At 64.4% G+C, this 20,615-nt stretch carries 18 protein-coding genes and 2 pseudogenes; 7 read left to right on the top strand and 13 right to left on the bottom strand.

Translation table 11 applies throughout. The features are described 5' to 3' along the window. The first annotated feature begins 149 nt into the window (after nucleotides 1-149). Nucleotides 150-1,046: a hypothetical protein gene (locus tag V1457_RS16740; protein WP_338595499.1), complete on the top strand. Its 897-nt coding sequence runs from the start codon at nucleotides 150-152 to the stop codon at nucleotides 1,044-1,046. 52 nt (nucleotides 1,047-1,098) lie between these two features. After that, entirely contained in the window at nucleotides 1,099-1,254 is a 156-nt protein-coding gene (locus tag V1457_RS16745) for a hypothetical protein (protein ID WP_338595501.1), read from the top strand. 242 nt (nucleotides 1,255-1,496) lie between these two features. Here V1457_RS16745 and V1457_RS16750 read toward each other — a convergent pair whose 3' ends face one another. From V1457_RS16750 to V1457_RS16775, 6 genes are all read right to left on the bottom strand, one after another. Beyond that, the gene (locus V1457_RS16750) at nucleotides 1,497-1,775 is read right to left on the bottom strand and encodes a hypothetical protein (protein ID WP_338595502.1); all 279 of its coding nucleotides are present in this window, start codon (nucleotides 1,773-1,775) and stop codon (nucleotides 1,497-1,499) included. Between the two features lie 10 nt (nucleotides 1,776-1,785). Further along, entirely contained in the window at nucleotides 1,786-2,379 is a 594-nt protein-coding gene (locus V1457_RS16755) for a hypothetical protein (protein ID WP_338595503.1), read from the bottom strand. A 340-nt stretch (nucleotides 2,380-2,719) separates the two neighbouring features. Beyond that, a complete protein-coding gene (locus V1457_RS16760) occupies nucleotides 2,720-3,532 on the bottom strand; it encodes a class I SAM-dependent methyltransferase (protein WP_338595504.1) in 813 nt (270 codons plus the stop codon). Continuing rightward, the gene (locus V1457_RS16765) at nucleotides 3,522-4,271 is read right to left on the bottom strand and encodes a class I SAM-dependent methyltransferase (protein WP_338595506.1); all 750 of its coding nucleotides are present in this window, start codon (nucleotides 4,269-4,271) and stop codon (nucleotides 3,522-3,524) included. Before V1457_RS16765 ends, V1457_RS16760 begins: the two co-directional genes overlap by 11 nt. Nucleotides 4,272-4,472: 201 nt before the next feature. Beyond that, a complete protein-coding gene (locus V1457_RS16770) occupies nucleotides 4,473-5,348 on the bottom strand; it encodes a MurR/RpiR family transcriptional regulator (RefSeq protein ID WP_338595507.1) in 876 nt (291 codons plus the stop codon). Between the two features lie 12 nt (nucleotides 5,349-5,360). Next, the gene (locus V1457_RS16775) at nucleotides 5,361-7,520 is read right to left on the bottom strand and encodes a PQQ-binding-like beta-propeller repeat protein (RefSeq protein ID WP_338595508.1); all 2,160 of its coding nucleotides are present in this window, start codon (nucleotides 7,518-7,520) and stop codon (nucleotides 5,361-5,363) included. Between the two features lie 46 nt (nucleotides 7,521-7,566). Here V1457_RS16775 and V1457_RS16780 point away from each other — a divergent pair, with 46 nt between their 5' ends. From V1457_RS16780 to V1457_RS16800, 5 genes are all read left to right on the top strand, one after another. Continuing rightward, entirely contained in the window at nucleotides 7,567-8,226 is a 660-nt protein-coding gene (locus V1457_RS16780) for an HAD hydrolase-like protein (protein ID WP_338595510.1), read from the top strand. Beyond that, nucleotides 8,223-9,560, top strand: a complete 1,338-nt coding sequence (locus V1457_RS16785; RefSeq protein ID WP_338595512.1) for an MFS transporter — start codon at nucleotides 8,223-8,225, stop codon at nucleotides 9,558-9,560. Before V1457_RS16780 ends, V1457_RS16785 begins: the two co-directional genes overlap by 4 nt. Nucleotides 9,561-9,573: 13 nt before the next feature. Next, complete coding sequence (locus V1457_RS16790) at nucleotides 9,574-10,713, top strand: cobalamin-independent methionine synthase II family protein (protein ID WP_338595514.1); 1,140 nt, start codon at nucleotides 9,574-9,576, stop codon at nucleotides 10,711-10,713. Nucleotides 10,714-11,153: 440 nt separating this feature from the next. Continuing rightward, on the top strand, nucleotides 11,154-12,092 hold the full coding sequence (locus tag V1457_RS16795) for a hypothetical protein (protein ID WP_338595515.1): 939 nt from the start codon (nucleotides 11,154-11,156) through the stop codon (nucleotides 12,090-12,092). Nucleotides 12,093-12,122: 30 nt separating this feature from the next. Beyond that, nucleotides 12,123-12,467, top strand: a complete 345-nt coding sequence (locus V1457_RS16800; protein WP_338595516.1) for a nucleoside triphosphate pyrophosphohydrolase family protein — start codon at nucleotides 12,123-12,125, stop codon at nucleotides 12,465-12,467. Nucleotides 12,468-12,529: 62 nt separating this feature from the next. Here V1457_RS16800 and V1457_RS16805 read toward each other — a convergent pair. From V1457_RS16805 to V1457_RS16835, 7 genes and pseudogenes are all read right to left on the bottom strand, one after another. Then, a pseudogene (locus V1457_RS16805) lies at nucleotides 12,530-12,973 on the bottom strand (Wadjet anti-phage system protein JetD domain-containing protein); the annotation flags it as partial. A gap of 12 nt (nucleotides 12,974-12,985) precedes the next feature. After that, nucleotides 12,986-13,868: pseudogene (locus tag V1457_RS16810) on the bottom strand (IS5 family transposase). Beyond that, nucleotides 13,828-14,736: a hypothetical protein gene (locus V1457_RS16815; RefSeq protein ID WP_338605181.1), complete on the bottom strand. Its 909-nt coding sequence runs from the start codon at nucleotides 14,734-14,736 to the stop codon at nucleotides 13,828-13,830. The pseudogene V1457_RS16810 and the gene V1457_RS16815 overlap by 41 nt, the downstream one beginning before the upstream one ends. Next, nucleotides 14,733-17,855 carry a chromosome segregation ATPase gene (locus tag V1457_RS16820; protein ID WP_338595517.1) on the bottom strand — a complete coding sequence of 1,041 codons (3,123 nt, stop codon included), beginning with the start codon at nucleotides 17,853-17,855 and terminating at the stop codon, nucleotides 14,733-14,735. The genes V1457_RS16815 and V1457_RS16820 overlap by 4 nt, the downstream gene beginning before the upstream one ends. Beyond that, complete coding sequence (locus V1457_RS16825) at nucleotides 17,852-18,514, bottom strand: hypothetical protein (protein ID WP_338595519.1); 663 nt, start codon at nucleotides 18,512-18,514, stop codon at nucleotides 17,852-17,854. The genes V1457_RS16820 and V1457_RS16825 overlap by 4 nt, the downstream gene beginning before the upstream one ends. Next, nucleotides 18,511-19,050, bottom strand: coding sequence for a hypothetical protein (locus tag V1457_RS16830; RefSeq protein ID WP_338595520.1), 540 nt, complete (start codon nucleotides 19,048-19,050; stop codon nucleotides 18,511-18,513). Before V1457_RS16830 ends, V1457_RS16825 begins: the two co-directional genes overlap by 4 nt. Beyond that, nucleotides 19,043-20,278 (bottom strand): hypothetical protein, encoded by a 1,236-nt coding sequence (locus V1457_RS16835; RefSeq protein WP_338595521.1) that lies wholly within the window; start codon nucleotides 20,276-20,278, stop codon nucleotides 19,043-19,045. The genes V1457_RS16830 and V1457_RS16835 overlap by 8 nt, the downstream gene beginning before the upstream one ends. Between the last annotated feature and the right edge of the window lie 337 nt (nucleotides 20,279-20,615).

The following is a 20,615-nucleotide window of genomic DNA, read 5'->3' on the forward strand; positions in this document are numbered from 1 at the left end:
AGAGCTGCGAGGGCGTCCAGTGGAAGGTCTCGGCACCACCGCGTACGGCGTCAAAGGGTGTGGGGCACCCGCTTCGTAATGGACTGATGCATCGACTCTGATCACTGACGTGACCATTGGCGGGCCGAGCCGCCGGAGATGGATCACGTATGCCTGAATCACCTCGTCGTCCGCTTCGCGACATCCGCCGCTCATATACCGGCGAAGACAAGATCGCGGCCAAAGCCGGACTTGGTCGCCGCTGTCTGGGGCTCGACCGATGTACACCAGAGCAACGCCGATTTCGTGCACAGCTGGCTCTTCACGTGTTCAACGGTTACGGGACCGAAGTTGTCAGCCGCGAGGCGGTCTACAGGGCGCCCGATTTCCTGTCGTACACGATGATCGCTTCGCCAAGGTACGACGAAATGGCCTTCATCTTCAGGACGGCGCCTCGGAACGCTTTCGGCCGCCTGATCGCTGACAGCTCTTGCGACTTCGGTATGCCAGGTCTCCGGCTGCTTGCCAGCGATGGTTTCAGGACGTTCCATGCCGTCCATCATCCGACAGGCGCTCGAACCGTATTCGCCGTGCGCTCGGACTTCGAGACGGCGGACCTCGTTGCGCGGTCCATGGATACCTCTGTCGAACATGATCTGTTCGAACGCTTTCCACGCGCACACATCCCGTTGAGTGCGGAGGAAGATGCCGCGCTCAACCGGATCCCGCCGATGACGGAGGAAATCGAGATCCTCCTCGCGGCCCTCATCGCGCGAATTTCAGCTGAGGACCCCAGTCGAACTTGGGCTGTCGGCAACTGGTGGGGAGACCCGTTGCGGAGACCGAAACCGCCCGGGTATGGGCTCGAGAGCAAGCTGTCACTCTGGGGCGCGGACCATGCCTGGACACTCCGGTGGAACCGCTACCCGTATCCCTCGGATCTCATCTCGTGCCTCGCTGCCCCTGAAATCGGTGTGACAGGAGCGCAGGCCGTTGAGGACGGAGGCGGTTGGGCTATCAAGCTCGGCGGATCATCACTGCATCTCCGCTATGGGGAGGTCAAGTGATGACGGAACGGGTTCACGTGCTCCGCCGTACTGTGGTTGCCGAGGTGTCAGCGTGATCGAGTACCTTGCGATCTCAGCAGTGCTCCTGCTGGTTTACATCGGTTTGGCGGTCAGCGTCGCGCTCTTTCATCCCGACGCTCAACGCCGTAAGGACGCGCGATCCGTGCTCACGACCTTGGTGCAGATACTCAAGCGGGCCCGCCGGTAGGAAGAGTCCGAAACGATCAAATGCCAGGATGCGGCGGCCGTCCGACTATGTCCAATTCGGGCAGACGGACAGTGACGCTCTGTCCGGTACCAACCCCGCAGGAACCCAAGCTGCCGACATTCCTGCCTTAACCCGGGACTGAGGCTCCTGCGTGGGCGTCGGTAACCGACGTCACGAGCGCTCGGGGCGTCGCACAGTCTGCCAAACGCGCCGCGTTAGGCGCCGTCGACCCCTGTAAGAGCTCAGTCAAACGGGTAATCCCGGCGCCATTCCCGGTTGGCGATGGCACGGATGACTCCGCCATCTTTCCACCTCGTGACGAGCCAGAGTTGATCCAGTCCGGCCGGGAGGCGCGGCGACTCGTCCGGCAGTGGCCCTCCGAAAGCCAGATTGTTGTACACGGCGAAGCTGAAGGCGTGGGGCCGGACGGATAGGAAGAGGTGTCGCTCCTCGTAGCCTGACGCTGCGAGCTTCTCGAGTTTGCTCTGCATCGTTTCATCCTGGAGAGCATTGGTCAGCAAGTCGGGAAGCTCACGAGCTCCTGTCCCGGTGAAGCGGGGCAACGTGAATCCAAACTGTCTGGCTATCGGTGTTCAGAGGGCTCGTGGCGGTTCCGCGAACTCCGATGCGGTGAAGTTCATCAGCCTCTGGGTTGCTCGTCGCGGCCTGCTTGAGATCAGGCAATCCATGGCCCTCGCAGAACCGCAGCGCGTCGCCGAGCAAGCGGAGCTTTCTAGGGGTGAGATCGTGCGGTACCCAGATGCTCCACGTCTTCGAGAGTCCTGCCACGGTGCGCTTGTGCCCGTCGCGGTCGAGGATATTGAGAACCGCAGCCTCGTCACCAGATCCGAGTGACGAGATCTCGAGCGCTGCGGTACGGCCGTCCGGATAGTGCAGCAGAGCATCCACGGCAGATCGGCGGCCGGCTGTGTCGTACTCTTCGACGGACAGCCCGAGTACACGGCCGACAACGGCCTGAGCGAACTGCTCGTCACGACGGTTTGCGCCCATGCGCAGACAGTAGTGCAACGCGCGACGAACCAGGCTGCAGTTGCCGATCGGCTCGCGGAACGGGGTAAGAACCGATCCGTCTGAACAAGACCGTCGCCTTGCCGACGAGATCACTTGACTCCTTGGGTCGGACGAAACGCCTGATGCGCCCTGGGATGAGGTCAACGCGAGCTACCTCATCGCCACTGCCACGACGACCGTCGGCTGACGAGAACGGGATAACGTGGGTCGCCTGGGTGCGGCGCTGGCATCAACAATTTCGCCGGTAGTGTGCGAGGAGGGCCGGTAACCCGGCCCTCCTCTTTGCGTCTCCAAGGTCGACACCGCTACCTGTTATTTGCAGCCGAGGTTTAGCCAAGAACCCACAGTCGGTATGGAACTGGTGTTGATTGGGAGTGTGGCCTCGGCCTGACGCTCTTGGAGGGTCCGCGGCGATATTCGTGCGGCTGACATGCTACTGCTTGACGGCGGTTGCGTAGTTTACTCCGAGCTCCAGCGTGTCGATTCCTTGGCGTTTGATGAACTCGATGTTGGCCGCGTGGACGCGTGCGAGCGCCGGGCCGTCGAGGTCCATGGTGAGGCGTTTGATGCCGGTTCCCATGACGATCCGCCACCAATCATCCGGGTGTCGAAGTTGCAGTGGGGCGACTTCGTGCTCCACCCGGACACCTGGTATTCCGGCCTCGGTCAGCATTTGGTGCAGCCGTTCGGGGTCCGCGGTGTTTTCCCATGGGACGTCCGTTTCGAGACTGGGATTCTCGCGGAGCGCCGCGGTGATGAAGGCTTCGTACATGGGGGAGAAGAACTTCCGACCGAGTGTTGTGATCGCCAGTCGACCTCCTGGTTTGAGGGCAGACCACATCAGGTTCGCGGTGTGCCCGACGTCTTCGGCGAAGAAGATTCCGAATACGCACGTAGCCGCGTCTTTGGAATTTTCGGCGCAGAGCGGATCATCCATGCTCTGCTGATGAAACTCGATGTTGGTCAGACCGGCGTCTGCGGCGTGTGCGCGAGCAAGGGAGAGCATCTCTTCGGAGATGTCGAGACCGATGACGTGTCCTGTCGGTCCGACTTGGTCGGCGGCCGTCAGGGCAACCGGGCCCGGACCGCAGGCGACATCGAGGACGTGATCGCCGGTGGTCAATGCGACCTTGTCGACCGTCCGGTCGGCGCTGAAGCGCCAGAAATCCACCGAGGTGCGGTCGTAGTCCCGGGCCGCCGAGTCGTAGGTGCGTTGCGGGTTGTAGTTCCGGAGGCTAGAACTCATTGCGCTTCTCCAGTTCGTACCAAACAAATCCACGGCCGGCTTCCTGGCCCACAGGCGTGGCCTTGCCGGTGAATCCAAGTGGGCTGATTCGGTCGAGCAATTCCTCGGGTTCCCAGTACTTCTTGACGATGTCGAACCTGCGTCCATCCTTGAGTCGTCGCCGGGCAATTGGCAACGAGGAGTCGTCCACGACCTCTTCTTCGATGAACTTCTCGGCCGGTGCGACATCCATGATCACGACCGTGCCCGTCGGCAGCAGAGCTGCTGAGACGGTTCTCCAGAACTGCTCAAAGCGTGCGTCGGGGACATGCGCGAGCCAATTCGCGAAAAAGATCCCGTCCCACTGGGTGGGTGGATTCCAGTTAAACAGATCCGCCTGCGCCGTGCTGACGTTGGGCAGCTGTCGCCCGTCGACGATGTCGAGCATTTCCTGCGATCCGTCGAGTGCGGTCACGTGGTGGGCAACCCGGCTGATCCGCTCCGTCCAGTAGCCACTCCCACACGCCATTTCGAGGATGTCCCCGGTGAGCGGGGAGGAGTTGACCAGTTCCTCGAACTTCTTCTCCGCTGGAAGCAGGTAGTTATTGATCCATGCGTCGTAATCACGCGCCCGCTCACGGTAGTACTGCTGTTGCTGAGACAGCATTTCATCTAAATCGTCCACGAAATTACACCTCGCGGGTTGATGATGAGTTCGTCCAGCGTCGACGGCCTGCGGAACCAGCATCAGCATGAACATGACTGCGTCTTTGCAGTAGAGCTGAACGCAATGATCCAATCGGATCGCGGGTACTGGATCCGCCCCCGGACTGACCGCGACTTGGTCGACTCTAGCCGCACGAGAAAGGATGCATCAATGGTCTCGTTGAGTGACATTAACCGTGCGTTCACCATTTGAAAAATCGCCGTTTGCGTCATCTGCTCAGCGCTGGTAGCGCGTTCAGATGCGGTGTTCGGTGATGATGTCGGCGCTTCGTTGTTGGACGTGTGCTGCGCGTTCGGGGTTGGTGAGGGTGTAGGCGACGTGGAGCGCGTCGAGCACAGTGGTGTGCAGCAAACGGCTGGTTGTGGCTTCGATGCGGAAGTTGGTTTCGCGTGAGCCGGCGACGAGGGCGAGCTCGGCGAGTTTGGTCAAGGGGGAGCGGTAGAAGCTGGTGATCGCGATGACGCTGGCGCCGGCGTTCTTCGCTGCGGTGGTGGTGGCCAGTGTTTCCTGTGTTTGGCCGGTGTGGCTGATGGTCAGGCACACGTCATCGGCGTCGAGCAGGCTGGCGGTGACGTGCTGGACGTGGGTGTCGGTGGGGGCTTCGGTGTGCATGCCGATGGTGCGGAACCGGTAAGCGGCGTCCTGGGCCAGCGGTGAGGAGGTGCCGACCGCGGCGAAAAGCACTCGGCGTGCCGTGCTGAGGCGCTCGACGGCGCGGGTGAAGGCGTCGCTGTCGAGTGTGCTGGCCGCTTCGGTGATGGCTCGGGCGGTGCTGTGGATGACCTTGTTGAGCACGACCGGAGGGGCGTCATCGCCGGCGACGTCGTCGTAGATGCCATGTGTCGGTGGTGCGGGTTCGCTGGCGAGGCGGATTTTGAGGTCTTGGAAGCCGCGCAGTCCGATGTCTTGGCAGAACCGCACGACAGTGGCGACTGAGGTGTTGGTGTGGTCGGCGAGGTCGGTGACGGTGAGGTGGACGATGCCGTGGGGGTTGTCCAGGACGGCCTCGGCGATGCGTCGTCCGCTGGGGGTGAGGTCGGGCAGTTGGGCCCGGATGTGGGTGGTCACCGCTCCGCTGGTTGGCGCGGTGTCGTGGGCAAGGCTGGTCATGGGATCTCCAGGTCACAGGCACACGATGTGCACGGTGCCGCGGGTGTCGAGGATTGCGAGTCGGTCGCCGAGCGCGGCGGGCTGCGTGGTCACCGTGCGGTTGAGATCAGTGAGCATGGTGGGCTGGCCGTGTTCTGGGAGTTGCCAGACCGAGCCGTCGATGAGCACGATGACCAGTCCTCGGGCGCTGTGCACCGGTGCGGTGGGTGCGCCGATTCCAGTGGTGCGGTAGGGGCCATGCGCCGGCCGCCTTGCCGGGATCGTCGTGCGAGTGGTGATAGTTCCGGTGTCGATATCGAGCCGGTGCATGATCCCGTCGCCGGAGACGAGGGTGATGGTGTGCCCGTCGTGGTGAGGTGCGGCGGTGGAGAACCGGCCTTGCAACGGCGTGCGCCAGCGGATTTGGCCGGTGTCCAGGTGGAAGCGCTCGATCGTGGGCCCGCTGCGCACGAGCAGGGCATCGTCGGCGCCGACCGGTACGACGTCGCTGAGCGGGAGAGGTGTGCCGTCGTCGTCGGCCCACCGCACGGTTCCGGTGGAGATCTCAAGAGAGGTCATGCCCCGGTACGGGCCGCCGAAGGGCAGGATGACGGTGTCGTCGGTGGCGGTTCCGTTGCCGTAGGTCAGCAGCGTGTCCACGGGCCCGAGGTCGTCGCGGTGCCAGAGGGGTTGGCCTGTACTGATGGACAGGGCCGCCAGGTCGGCCAGGTTGCCGGTCACGACCATGCCGTTGTCGGTGGTGATGGGTGCGTTGTGCAGGCGGTTGTGGAGGTGGCTGCCGAGTTGGTAGGTCCACAGCACCGAACCGTCGGGGGAGACGCAGGTGAGCTGGCCGGAGACGCTGGCCGCGATGATCTGGTCGTCGTTGCTGGTGATGCCGGTCAGCGGTGTGGTGCCGAGGCTGTGGCGCCAGTGCAGGGTGCCGTCGACATCGATCGCGGACAGGCAATTGCGCTGTGTGGTGTCGTCATAGCTGGGCACGATCCAGCGGTTCTTGGCGCAGGTGATGCGACCGAGATGCTGCCCCGTTCCCACAACCAGGCGGTGATGCAGGCTGCGAGCCGGTGGTGTCGCCACAGGGGCCGAGCCCGGGGTGGTCACGGGTGTGGGGGTGTGCGGGGTCAGGCTGGTGCCGTCCCAGTCGAGCAGGCGCAGCTGCGGAGGTGACCAGTCCAGGCCGCCGAAGCCGGCGGGTCCGGTGCTGACGTGTGCGCACCCCTGGTCGACGATGGCTTTCGGGGCGTGCCAGTGGCCCGACAGCACGCCGATCAGTCGCAGGTGCTGGGCAGATGCGTGCAGGTGCCGCAGCCACGAGGTCGGCAGTTGGTCGTGTGTGAGCACCAGTACCGGAGTGTTGGGTTCGACGCGCGCGAGATCGGCGGCGAGGAACTCCCGCTGGAGGTGATCGTCGATCCCGCACCAGGCGCTGAACCAGTCCAGCGCGATCACGTGCATGCCGGCGATGTCGCGCGACCACCACCGCGGTCCCAGCTTCTCTTCGTAGCGCTCCACCGTGGCATCGCCCAGAAACCCACCGCCCAGCGGGGAATCGGTGTCGCGCGGTTCGTGCCGGTGCCCGTAGTGGTCGTGGTTGCCGGGAAGGACATAGACCGGTAGGGGAGCGCGAGCCATGGCGCTGCGGACGTGGTCGAACTCGGCTGCGGTCCCGTGGTCGGTGAGATCTCCGGTGATCACGGCGAAGCCGGCGCCGCTGTCTGCCGCTCGATGAAGTGCGAGTTCAAGAGCTGCGGCGGTGTCGGTGCCGTCGCCATGGCGTACCGCGAGTTCGACCGCGTCGGACGGATCCCCGGCCACGGTGGAGACGTGGGTGTCGGTGAGGTGCGCGAAGCGCATCGGCACCGACGGCTGTTCTTCCCGGTGTAACCGGAATGTCAGCTCCGGGGCGCGAGTGCTCCACCATTGCTCGGTGTCCCAGCCGCGCGGCACACGCACCCAGACGTGTCGCGCGGGCGATGAGGGGAGAGTGAAGTGTCCATTCTGGTCTGTTCTGGCCCACTGGCGACCGTCTGTGACGACGACATCGGCAAGACCGGCCTCCGTTGAGGCGTCGAGAACGAATCCGCTGACCTGCATGCCCGCACCGTAAGCACGGTGAAAAGAAGTTACATAGCGAGCTTCACCGCTGTAGAGAATATTTACTTCGTCGTTCACCTCCGAGACGGTTCGGCTTTTCACCGCGCTCCTACCGTCACTTGCCATGACGGGGATTTCCGCTGGCAGCGGCCGTGAGGCGCCGGTCGTGTTGTTCGACTGGAACGGCACCGTGGTCGACGACATTGAGCGCGCCGCGCTCGCCGCGGCGGCGGTGCTGCGCAGCAGGCGGCTGCCGGCGCCAGGCGTGCGCGAGTTCGCGGCGCGGTTCACGTTGCCGTTGGAACAGCTGTTTCGCGAACTCGGCGTGAACGAGAGACAGGTCGCCTCGGCAACCAACCAGTGGAACGAGTTCATGCTCGCCTCACCGGCGCCACTGCAGCACGGGGCGCAAGGACTACTGGACTTCCTCGTGCAACAAGGCAACCTCGTCGGGGTCATCAGCGCGGCAAGCACCGAGCTCGTCCTGTCCGACCTGGCACGACTGCAGCTGTCCGAACGCCTCGAGCTCGTCTGCGGTGGTGCCGGCGATAAGGCGATCGTGCTCCGCCAATTCACCGCACACCGCCGAAACCGTCGCGTGTTCTACGTCGGCGACACCGAACACGACGTCCAGGCAGCGCGCCGCGCCGGTGCCATCGCAGTCGGCTTCGCGGGCGGCTATCGCCCCGCACCCGCTCTCGCCCGTGCCGGAGCCGATCACGTGATCCACGGACTTGCAGAGCTCATTGACGTTCTCACAACGAGTGGGGAGAAGACACCGTGAGCGTCGAACCACGACCACCAGGCCAGCCACCACCGGAAAACGGCCGCAACGTCCGTCGCGTGCTGTGGGCCAGCGCCGTGGGCACGGCCATCGAATGGTACGACTTCTACCTCTACTCGACGGCCGCAGCACTCGTCCTCGGCCCACTGTTCTTCCCCAGCCAATCACCGGCCGCCGAGACTCTGGCGGCCTTCGCCACCTACGCGGCTGGATTCGTGGCGCGCCCGCTTGGCGGCTTGATCATCGGTCATTTCGGCGACCGCCTGGGCCGCAAGGCCATGCTCGTGACCACATTGATGACCATGGGCCTGGCCACCACCGCGATCGGCCTGTTGCCCACCCACGACCAGATCGGCATCTGGGCCCCTGTCCTGCTGGTCGCTCTCCGGGTGCTGCAAGGCATCGGAATCGGCGGTGAATGGGGCGGCGCGATCCTGCTCGCCGCCGAAAACGCACCTGCCCACCGCCGCGGCTGGTTCACGAGCTGGCCCCAAACCGGCTTCCCAGCAGGCTTCCTCGCCGGAACCCTTGCCTTCGGCGCTGCTTCCTGGCTGCCCCGGGATGCGTTCCTGACATGGGGCTGGCGCATTCCGTTCCTGGCCTCGCTCCTGTTGATCGCCGTCGGACTCGTCGTGCGCCTCGGTCTCACCGAAACACCGGCGTTCCAGCAGGTGAAGACGACCGGGAACACCGCCTCCATCCCACTCCTGCAGGCCATCCGCGCCAATCCACGCGTGATGCTCACCGGAACCGTCGCCGCGCTCGGACACGGCATCATCGTCACGATCTTCACGGTCTACTTGCTCAACAGCACCACCAAAACCGGTGTCGACGACACCACCGTCCTCACCGGGCTGATGATCGCCGCGGCACTGCAATGCGGCACCGTTCCCCTCGCCGGATACCTCTCCGACCGCATAGGGCGCCGACGCGTGCTCATCACCGGCTACGCACTGGCGGCCACCGCGATCTTCCCGGGCCTGTTCTGGCTACCCACCGGCAACGTGATTGTCACCGTGGGCACTTACGTGCTCGCGATGAGCCTCGGGCACGGCGCGGTCTACGGAACCCTCGCCGCGTTCCTCGCCGAGCGGTTCCCCGCGGAAACCCGCTACTCCGCCCTCTCCGCCACCTACCAGCTCGGCAGCACGATCTCCAGTTTCGGCCCGCTAGCCGCAGCGGCGATGACCACCGCAACCGGCAGCCCGCTGCCGACCCTCGCTCTGTTCCTCACGATCAACGCGGCAGCAGCCCTGGCAGTCCTGGCCACACCCTGCCACCCCACCTCTCCGGACCGAGCACCAACCACAGCGCCAACCACCGGGCACCAGTAGAAGGAGAAGCACCATGCACCGCAGCAACGACCGGATCCTCACCACCCACACCGGCAGCTTGCCCCGGCCCGACGAACTCGCAGCCATCATCGGCCGCCGCGAAACCCAGGGCCTCAACGACACCGAGACCACTCAACTGCCCGGTCTCGTCAGACAGGCGGTCTTCGACATCGTCGCCCGCCAACACAACGTCGGAGTGGACATCGCCAGCGACGGCGAAATGAGCAAGATCGGTTACTCCACCTACGTCAAGGAACGCCTCTCCGGCTTCGACGGCGAAGCCGCCGCACTCTCGCTCGCCGACCTCGATGACTATCCCGGGCTGGCCGAGACCGCCCTCGACGGGCTGGTCACCGGAATGCCCGCCTGCACCGGCCCGGTCAAATACATCGGCCACGACGAACTGCAAACCGACCTGACCAACCTCAACGACGCCCTCAGCGACACCAACATCACCGGCGGCGTGATCCCCGCGGCCTCACCCGGCGTCATCTCCCTGTTTCTCGACAACCAGCACTACAACACCGACGACGAATACCTCTACGCCCTCGCCGACGCCATGGCCGAGGAATACCAGGCCATCACCCGCGCGGGCCTAACCGTCCAGATCGACGCGCCCGACCTCGCCATGGGCCGGCACGCCCAATACGCACACCTCGACCTCGAAGGCTTCCGCAACCGCATCGCCGTCCACGTCGAAGCCCTCAACCACGCCCTGCGTACCGTGGACCCGCAGCAGGTCAGACTCCACCTCTGCTGGGGCAACTACGCCGGCCCGCATCATCACGACGTCGCCCTGGCCGGCATCATCGACATCGTCCTGCAGGCCAACGTCGGTGCCCTCGTCTTCGAAGCCGCCAACCCCCGACACGCACACGAGTGGAGCGTGTTCGAAACAACCACGCTGCCTGACGACAAAATCATCATCCCCGGCATGATCGATACCTGCACGAACTACATCGAACACCCCGAGCTCGTCGCCCAACGCATCATCCGCTATGCCAACCTCGTCGGGAAGCAACGAGTTATCGCCGGCACCGACTGCGGCCTGTCCACCTTTGCTACCTTCCACCCCGTCGCAGCCGACATCGCCTGGGCCAAACTCGAAACCCTCACCGCCGGCGCAAACTTGGCAACTCGACACCTCTGGTGAACGCGGCAAACGGAATAACGCACGTGCCCGATCGAGGTTGATCGACGACGCACTCGGGCTCTGTCCACCATGAAGCTCTGGGACGGACGGCCGGTGGCCAATATTGCATCGGTCAGCCTCGGCACCGATGGGTCCTCGGCGACGTGCGAGGGTGGCGCCGCGTCAGAACATCCGGGGTGGCGCCATCGGGTGTCTAAGGTGCCCGCTGAGCGGGCCCGGCCGCGCAGGTCCCAGTATGCAGGGCGCGGCCCTGCTTGTTGCGACCTGGAGCACGAATGGCATGCCGCGGCCCAACCGCTGTTGAAACGGCTTTGGGCTAAACGATCTTTAGATGCTCAGCCGGTGTGAAGCAAGACTATTCATCCAACCGAGTGGTTTCTTACTATCGAGGGCTTAGATTCTCGGTGGTCTTGTCAGTGTCTGCTGGTACTCCATCGGTCATGATCGATAGCTCTGACGAACCCGAGTCGTTTGCCGCTGCGCTGGCAAGCCTCGACACCAGCGATGCTCTGGCTGGTCGGCTCAGCGCCACTTATGACCACGCCCGTGCGCTGAACCTGCGAGTTTTTCCGGGTCTTCCGGCGTTCGAGAACTCCGACGTGGTGGAGGTGTCTGCGGAAACCTTGGATTTGGCCGACTTGGTCGCGCTCGCGGCCGAGCTGGGGATCCGCCTGCTCTACGTCGAAGCTGAGCGATTCTCCGTCGGTGACCTGCCGAGACTCGACGATGAGGATGAACTGGATCAAGACGAACTGGGCAAGGTGCGGTGCGAGGCAGCCAAGTTCGATGGTCACGTGATCCGCTTGGAGGTCGGATTCGTCCACGACAGGGTTTGGCATGTCTGGAATGATGGCGCGCCTGCGGCGGCCACGCTTGACGCCGCAACGTCATGGGTCGCTGGGAAGGGACGGTTTCAAACACGGCAGGAGGATGATGGTGAGGAATTGACCTCCGAGGAGCGTTTGCAGCTACTCCAAATCCTGCTCGCCAACCAGGACTTCCGTGCGGCACCAAACCGCTCTCGTCGCGTGCAAATCGCCCGCCAGCTTCCGGAGACCACGGCACTGACCGACCGCGGATTCCCGTCGGCCCGAGGAGCCTGGCACGTGATCGACGAAGCGTGCGAACAGGCTGACACAGCGCAACAAGAAAAGGCGCGCGAGCTTCGAGGTCGGTTGCCGGAGCTGGCGAGCCTGCTCCGCGAACAAGAGGACTACCGGGCCGCCCGCACCGCCGCTATGCGGAAGCGGGTGGCTGAGGAATTCCTGCCCGGGCACAGCGACGGCTATCCGGTACCGGCCGCGATCCGCGATGAACTCGTCGCGCTGGCTCGCACGTCCCCATCATCTGCGCAACGCGACTCAGCGGGCTTGTTCTAGATGCCGAGCTGTTGTTCAGGAGGGGACCCTGTGGATTTGGTGGAGTACCAACGGCAATGCCGCGCTTTCGACAACCACGAACCTGGGCTCGCACCGCTCGTGCTCGGGCTGGTGAGTGAAGCGGGCGAGATCGCCGCGGAACTGGAGAAGGCCGCTCGCCAGGACCAGACGCGACGCAGCGAAGCACAGCTACGGCAACGAATGCTTGAGGAAGCAGGCGACGTGCTTTGGAACCTCACGCGCCTGGTCGACACTCTTGACTCCAGTCTGCACGAAGTAGCCGAAGCCAACCTCGCCCGACTCCACGTTCGCTACCGGGAGAACGGGATCGCCCTGCGCGAGCACGTCAAGCCAGCACCGGGACAAATCGGGTGAGCTTGCACCAGGGCGCCGACCTTGGGCCGTGGCAATTGGGTCTTGGGAAGACCACATCAGTCCTATACCTGCTGATCGCGGTCGTGGATGGGTAGGTCGGATTCATAGGTGACGCGCAGGGCGGCGCGGATTGGAGCTTCCTGTTCGATTGCGTAGCCGCGTCGGAGACAGCGGGCGGCGAACGCGCCGACCGCATCGTCCCGTTCGGCGATCCGTGCCAGCTCGTTTCGTGCGTACTCGCCGAACGTTGCACCTCGGGGGTGGTCGACGGTGCCGGCATCGACCACGATCCGCTCCGTTTCGGAGGGGATGGCGTCGTGGACCCTGGCCGTGATGCGTGCGCCGCCGAGGTCGGCGTCAGCGCAGATGATGACTCGATCAACGGTGCTCGCGGCCTGGCGGATGACGTCAACGGTGGCGTCAGCCGGCTGGCCGTGACACCAGATGAGGGCTGTTTCCGGCCAGCGGTCGCACGCGGTTTCGGAGGCTTGCCTGTTTTCAACGACTAGGGCGTGTTGCTAAATCCATTGGAGGGCTGCGGCGATACGGATCCCGGCCGCGTATGAGCAGGCCGTCTTGTCGAACCGCGATGCGAGTCCTCGCCACTGTTTCAACGCGTTGAAGCACCGCTCGACGACGTTGCGGCCCTTGTAGCGTTCCTTCTGCTCGTTGCCGAAGTCAATCGGGCGGCCTGGCCGCGTGCGCCGGTTCGCGATCTGGTCGGCGCGCTCGGGGATGGTGGCCTTGATACCGCGCTCGCGTAGCCAGCCCCGGTTCGTCTTCGACGGGTACCCCTTGTCTGCGAGCACGCGGTCCGGGCGTGTGCGCGCAGGGCCCCGGCCGGGGACGTGGATCTCGTCGAGCACGTCGGTGAACATGCTCGTGTCCGCGACCTGCCCGCCGGTCAGTACGAACGCCAGAGCCCGGGCCTGCCCATCGCAGACGAGGTGGATCTTCGTCGTCACACCGCCCCGTGACCGGCCGATCGCGTGATCAGGCGGTTCCAGCCCGGCCTTCTTGTAGTTCGATGGAGCCCCCCGTGACCCGCCTCATCGTCGCTCCGTGCTGATGCACACGCGCGATCGACGAGTCCACCGACACAACCCAGTCGATCTCTCCTGCCAACGACGCTCGCTTCTGCACGTGAGTGAGCAGGTCGTCCCAGACGCCCGCGGCGGCCCACCGGCGGAAGTTCTTGTAAACCGTGTTCCAGCTCCCGAACCGCTCGGGCAGGTCCCGCCATGCTGAGCCCGTCCGGAACCGCCACGCGGTCGCCTCGACCACCGTGCGTCGATCTACCGGCGGACGGCCCCGCGTCCTCACCGGCGGGAACACGTCCTGGATCAGCTCCCAAACCTCGTCAGTGATGACATCTCGCGACACCCCCCAAGCATCGCCCACACATCCCGGAACAACTTTTAGCAACACGCCCTAGGAGCGTCGTTGCCTGATCGTGAGTCCGGACGGTGATGCTGCCGGCACTGGGTAGTCGGATGTCGTGGGGACCTGGCCAACCTGACCAGTCCAGTGTTCGACCGTTGTGTTCGGCGATGATCGGTCCCCCGAGGCCGATGTAGGGGCTGCGGTTTATGCCGAGTTCGGTTACCGCTTCTTGTTCCCAGCCGGAATCGAGGAGCAGCTTGTGGACGTCATCGCGGGCCTTGGTGTGGCCGGCATGGTGTTGGACGAAGGCACGCAGGCTGTCGTAGGTCGTGCCGTCACAGAGGTCAGTGGCTGCGGCGACGAGCCACGGCAGCCTGGGGTCGTGTGGGTCAGCGCGCAGCGAGTGGGCCGCCCCGGGCCAGTTCGAGCTCAATCGAGTGCGAAGTCGCTCCGCTTGTTCGGCGAGGTCGCGTTGCCCATGCCGAAGTCCGTCCCGTCGTTGGCTTTCCTCATCGGCAAGAGCGGGGTGCGGGATCCAACAGCGCGGCGGGGTCACGATGCGGCCACCGGTAAGGACGCACTCAAGGGACACACAGCCATGTGAACTGAGGGCTCGTGCCATGCTGATGGCACGGTCGCCGAATTTCTTGGACACCGTTGCCCACCGGCGAGTGGTACTGATCGTCCAGCGCCATTCGGCGTCGGTGAGTCCCTCGGGCCTGCGCGGCTCGGCCGAGTCGGCAGACCGTAGGTGCACCCGGCGGGCTTTGGGGGCGCCGTGGCGATCGGTCGGCATAATGCCATCGGTGCCGGGCTGGGCGAACGCGAGCAGCTCGGGGTAGGGACTCAGACCACGCATCGCGAACTCTTCCCACACAGGGGTCACGCTGCGCCCTCCGCCTCGTTACGGAGCTCGGTCAGCCAGTCCCGCAGCATCTCGATCCTGGCGGAGTTGGCGTCCTGACCGATGATGACGGGCGGATCGTTGTAGGGGCGAGAATCGGAGATGCGTCGTAGTTTGATGTACTCGCCGCTGGCATGGATGGCGTAGCGCTCCATGTCGTCCTGCAAGGCTCCGAGGACCGTGATGCCGTGGTCGGCACCGATGTTCTGGAACAGGGCGACGGCGTCCTTTCGGTGCTGCGCGCCGAGGTTACGGCCGAGCTCATCGAGAATTAGCACCATGGATCGACCACTGGAGCTGGCGAGCGCGGCGGCGCATACCAGCTTTACTGCCTTGTCGTCGAGTTGGGCGGTGTTGGCCCGTGCTTGGTAGGTGACCATTCCGTCGTGATCATCGGATCGACGCCACTTCGGTGTGACGTGCCAGGGCCAGATCTGTGTCGGGTCGGCTGGCGGTTCGGGGTTGGGAAACTCCAGCGTTGCCCCGTGACCGCCGTAGGCCCGGTCCAGCTCGTCGAAGCGACGGGAGACGGTTTCCAGACCTCTCTTGATCGCGGCGCGCAGCTGGCTGCGTACAAGCTCGGTGGTGCGGTGCTGTTCCTGAAGGGCTTGCGTCGACGCGTCGAGGGCCTTGGTGCGCCGCTGGCGTTCGGACTCGATCTGCGACCGGCTGTCGGCGTCGACCTTCGCCATTTCCGCGAGGTAGCGCCGCAACGACCTGAGATAGTTGGGGAAGGCCGCCTGCGCGCTTTCCTCTCGGTTCTTCCCCCGTCCTTCGTTGCTTTCCTCTCGCAGCATTCGGATTTCAGCAGGGACACCTTCAGGCGCGGTTTCACGAGGAAAGCAATGTTCATCGGCTTCCCGGAGCAGGCGCTCAGCTTCCTTCCACCAATCGGCTTCGTCGAGAACCTGATCCTCGTCCGGTAGCGTCGCCAGGTGTTCCTTCGCTTTGGCTTCGGTGCCCTGCCACTGGGTCAACCGACGGTCCACGTCCAGGGCTTGGAGCTCCTCGCTCAGCGAACTCCGCTCCTTTAACAAACTCGCGTGGACCTTACCAGTTTCCTTTTTTTCAGCGGTGATTCTGCCGATCTCGCTGTCGCGCTGATACCGCTGTCGCTTCATCTCCTCGTGGTGGTCGCGGGCTTCCTGCAGTCGTGGTCGCAGCTGTTCGCGTTGCTCGGAGAGTTCCGTGACGAGGGCGGTCTTGTCGGTGATCTGAGCCGCGAGTTGCTGCGCCTCGATAGCGGCCTCGGCCGCTTGGAGGCGGTTCTGGGCGAGCGTGACTGCCCGCTCAGCCGCGTCGACGTGTTCTCGCGCTTGCTGGAAGGCAGCTGCTGCGATGTCGGCCGCGTCCCGAGCCTGCGCGATACGGGTGGCCCGCCCGGTAAGAGGATCGGCGAAACCGCCGAGGGTGACGACACCTGCGCCCGTATCCAGCGCACCTGCCGGGTCGCTGCTCTGCTCGTGCCGGTCGCGCAAAGCGGCAAGAAACCGGTTGACGGTCATAGCGCCGTCGGCTGTCGCCGGAAGCCCCTGCGCTTCGGTGGCGTGTTCATCCGCCTGGATGATCGTGGAACCAGGAATGTGGGAAAGTTTGTGCGCAGCTTGATCGAGCGGAACGTGGGTCACAACGGCATCGCGATACGGCGAGAGCCGGGGTTCCCACTCCTCACGCTCGTTTTCGGTGAGCGCAACGAGGTCAAGTAACGGGACGGCCTGTATCCCTTCGTGCTGGAGTGCAGCGATCTGCTCGGGAGCGAGATCATCCCCGCTTTCCGCTGCCCGCAACGCCTCTTGCGCTTTGCGGCGCTCACTGGCAGCGACGCCCCGGTGTTCCAGGGCAGATCCGTGTGCGTCCCTCGCGGCGGCGAGTTCCTCGCGGGCCGTGTCCTCGTCGCGACCGTCGGCCGCGCGGGCCCGCTCCTCGGCGTCTCGCTTGTCCTTGCGCAACCGCTCGACTTCGCTCGACGCGATTTTCTGCCGTCCCAACAGATCCCTGTCTTGCCCGGTGAACTGCTCGTCGTCAGTCGCGGCTCGTTGGAGGCGAGAGGTGAAAGCTTCGTCGTTGGTGAGCTGCCCCAGTTGCTCCGAGAGCGCCTTATCCTGCTCCGCCGTGGATTCAAGCTTCGAACTGATGATCCCCTTCTCGTACGCAATCTCGCGATGGCGTTCGACCGCGGCGACGACCCGGCGTGCCAACCTGTTGCGCCATGCTTCGGCGGCCCGGTCAGCTTTCTCCCGAGCGTGTTCGCGCCGAGCGATGGCCGCTTCCGTGGTCACGGCGTCGGCTTCCCACGCCTCGATCGCCTTCCGAGTTTCCCGTGCCTCACTATCCAAATCATGCTCGGTCGCTCGGAGCTTTTGTTCTTCGTCAAGTTCACGGTCCAGACCGGTGAGGGTGGCGATCGCGTCGAAGATACGGTCCGAACCAATCTCGTTGAGCGGCTGCGCGAGCAGGTTCGGGGTCTTCGTCGCACGGACGGACGTGGACAGAAACGACACACACCGGACGTGGTCACCGAACAGTGCCTCGGCCATACCACGAGCGCCGATGTCGTTCCGGCCGTTGCGCTTGATCATCTGTTCCCACAAGGGATCGGCGCGCTCCGCGCGTCCCGCGTCGGTGTTGCCACGGGGTATCCAGAGGCCCTCGTGCCAGCGGACCGCCAGATGCGGCTTGTCCCGGTTGATACGGATCCACACCGTCAGCGCCGTCGATTCGAGGTCGTCGATCTCGGTGGCGTCCGGATCGGCGAACACACCGATCACGTAGCCATGGCCGGCGTTGCCCCACTCGCCCTGGCCGGCGTCTCGCGCGGTAAACAACATTCCGGCTGCGGTCGCGGCACCGCTATTGAGTCGCCACTGCTCGTCGGCATGCATCAGACTCACGGCTGCGATCAGTGAGGACTTGCCTGCCCCGTTGGAGTCCACGGGCCCCTGGCCAGCGATCGTGATCAACGTTCCTGGGACAAGCGGAACCGGATCAGTCGACAAACGTGAGATATTGATCATTTGGATCCCGACAAGAACGCGGGAGCCCACGACGTCGCGTTCGCCCGCGTCGCCGAAGCCCGGACCGCCCGGTTCAGGAAAAGTCATTGGTCTCCCTCTGAGTTCTGAGAATGGTTGCGTCGTAGCCGAATCGCATCGGCGAGTGCAGTCTCGGGACCCGCCGCAAGGATGAGTTCGTCCTGCAACCGTGCCCGCGCTGCCGGTGTCAATCGGTGGAACTGAGGGCCAGGTACGTAAGACGCACCCGACACGCCCAGATTTTTGGGAGTCGTGACCCGGCGGAGGAGACCGGCCGCGTGCAGGCGGGTCAGTGACTCTTGCACCGCTCCTTTACCGAGCTGATTCAGTTCCTTGAGATCAACCGGTGTGGTCGGGTGCGTCGACACCCACTCGTCGCTCGTCAATGCGCCCTGCGAGCGCGGGACTGCGACCGAATAGATGAGAACGACCACCAGCACGGCCCGATCGATGGCGGTGAGTTGGTCGCCACCCTCGCTGACCAACTCCGCCGAGATGTGGTCCCGATACCCTGATGTCCAGCGTCCGCTACCGACTCGCACCAAGGTCCGACCGGAGATCGCCAGTAGCTCATCTAGTTTCGCGCGGAGCGTTACGTCCCGAAGTGCCCGCAACGACATCTCTGATGCGGGTTCCGACTGAGTTTCCACTGCGGCCCATGCCGCCACGACGTCGGCTCGGTTGGACTCGCTCAACGCACTCAGGGTGGACTCGAACGGATCGCTCATGCGCTACTCTCCGAGGTCCCACTCGGCAGGGTGCGGCAGATTTCGGCGAACTGATCAAGGTCGGTCTGTGGCCAGGTGATGACACGGGGACCGAGACGGATGACGCCGGTGTCCTCGTCCCAGAGCAACCATCCGGATGCTGAGAGCCGGCGAGCGACTTCCGTGACCCCGTCACGCAGCTTCTCCCACGACTGGGTGGGCCGAAGCAGTGCCCGTACGTCGGTCACCGCGCCCACCGATGTGGGGATGCCCGGCCAAGGGGAAGAGGCGAAGTCGGTCCAGCACAGCCGCAGGCAGCAGGCGAGCACCTCGCAGGTCAACGCCGAACGCTCCACCGTGGGCGGGCTCATGCCCAGTTCGCGAAGGACGGCCGGGGTCACCTCGTCTGGAGTCCCCGGAACCCACCACACCTGGTCACCACCGGGCTCGATCAACCGTGACATGCCGACCGGAGTGCGGCGTCCGGCATCTTGTCGCTCCAGTCCACGCGCTCGACTCCGTGCCCAGGCCACTGCCTCCGGATGCGCTTCATCCATCAGGCCGCTCCGCCCCAGCAGCGAGCCTTCGACCGAAGCAGCCGTCTGTCACCCACGAGGGCGAGAGTCCCGGAGCAGCGTCGAGACGAGGTCCCCACGACAGTTCGTACGGCAAGTCGGAATCGTTCGCGACGGCCGTCAACTCTGCGAGCACGCGTCGGGCAGTAGGCCAGTCACCACAGTCCCGGAGAAGGTCATGCACCGCGATCCGATCCCGGCCATCCAGAACATGCTCGGCTATCTCCCGCAGCGCCTCACGGTCACGCATCGACCGATCGTCGACAGACTCCGGCGACACCGGTTCGGTCGTACTGGAACGGGGAGGTGCCGCGCGCTCCGTCGTCGGGCGGGCGAGCTGATCCAACGCGTCGCGCATCTGTCCCGCTTCAATCCACGGCGCTGGTGCATCGAAGACAAATGAGGTCAACACGCCGCTCAGCTGTTCCACAGTCGCGTGCTTCACGAAGCTCGTCCATGCACGGGGCGGCAGCATGCCCAATGCGCGGGTCGTGCCCGCTGAGGACTGTAAACGAGCGCACGCCGACTGGGTGGCATCTCCATACGCCCGAATCGCCGAACGTAGCTCGGCGCACGGACGGGTGAGAACGGCCCACTTGTTCAAGATCACGCGGTGGACCTCATCGGCCTGCGCCTTCAGCGTATTCGCGTCCCACAACAGCACTGCCTTCTCCCGCAACCGCTCCTCGTCGTCCGCGACAACCAGGCTCGACAGTTCGGAGGCGATCAAACGAAACACGTGGGTCAAGCGTGCCGCGGCCGCCCGGCCATCGGCTTCGGTCGCACTATCGCTGTTGAGATTCAGTTGCTCCATCGCCAGCAGTTGATGCAACTCCGACTGCCCACCGCGGGCCATCATCCGCCGCAAGAACAGCAGGGACACATACGTCGTGAACGACGCCCGAAATTGGCGCGCGTTCGGACGCGGAAACATGGGCTGAACTGCCCCGAGGTCCTTCAGGACGCTGAAGCGTTGAGCGAAGACCTTTTCCGGATACTTACGACATGCATGCCGTGCCTGCTCGAACGTCAGCCCCTCGACACCGGCCTCCGCGAACGCTGCAAACAGTGTGTCTGCGACCTCCACCATGACCGGATCAGTGATCACGGAACCCGCATCGCGACCCAACACGGCCACGATCTGCCGATAGATCGACAGCACCGCCTCGTCCTCGGCTGCGTTCTCCAACGCCAGCTGTGACTCGTCCACGGTCGCGAAGGTAGAGATGGCAGCCGACACTTCCGCGCCTCAAACAACTGTTCGTACTACCGAGCGTAGCTCCGACTGCTCCAACCGAAGCTGATTACGCTGAAATGCCACAGCGAGCGAGAGGCACAATTGTTACCCGGTGTGGCGCCAGTACGATCGCTGTTGAACGCATAGCCTCTTCAGGTGGTCATCGGTGTCCCGGGGCACACACCAAAAGCCCAATTGTGTTCGAGAGTCGAGGTAAACGCCCGGACCCAGTAGGCCGAATGGACGTGCGGGCTCGACAACGCGACGGCGTCCTCCGATGCCGAACTCGCGGAGCGGCCATGGGTGGTCG

It is taken from the genome of Saccharopolyspora sp. SCSIO 74807 (assembly GCF_037023755.1).
Lineage (GTDB): Bacteria > Actinomycetota > Actinomycetes > Mycobacteriales > Pseudonocardiaceae > Saccharopolyspora_C > Saccharopolyspora_C galaxeae.